General features: G+C 38.7%; 1 rRNA gene. It reads left to right on the top strand.

What is annotated here, in order from left to right:
• Positions 1-340: 340 nt before the first annotated feature.
• A 16S ribosomal RNA gene (locus ACP7AQ_RS15980) occupies positions 341-506 on the top strand; the annotation flags it as partial.

Here is a 506-nt window from a genome sequence, read left to right as displayed (position 1 = left end):
ATGTTACATTTGCACCCCGCAAAACAAGCAAAGTTCCTTGACAGATTGATAAGAAAAGCAGAGGCAAATGAGATAAAAATTATTTCAAAAAAACTTCAAATTTTTCTTGTCAGTTAAAAAGAAAGTTGTACTTTTGCACCCGCTTCCAGAGAGACACAATGTGAATCAAACGAAGAGAAAAGCAGATAAGAACACGTTCCTAGACATATTGAATTGACAGCCGTTTTAAGAGAGATCTTAGAACAAAAGAATAAGAGTAATAGAATCGAGAGATTTGAAAAAACCACTAGAATTTAGTCGAATAAACAAAGAGAACAGATTTATCTGAACTCAACAATATACGATGAAGAGTTTGATCCTGGCTCAGGATGAACGCTAGCGGCAGGCTTAACACATGCAAGTCGAGGGGTATGCTTCTTCGGAAGCAGAGACCGGCGCACGGGTGCGTAACGCGTATGCAATCTACCTTTCACAGAGGGATAGCCCAGAGAAATTTGGATTAATAC

The sequence above is a fragment of the Flavobacterium sp. DSR2-3-3 genome (assembly GCF_049896585.1).
Taxonomy (GTDB): domain Bacteria; phylum Bacteroidota; class Bacteroidia; order Flavobacteriales; family Flavobacteriaceae; genus Flavobacterium.
The sequence above is the reverse complement of the archived record's forward strand: the minus strand, read 5'-3'. Positions and strand labels throughout refer to the sequence as shown.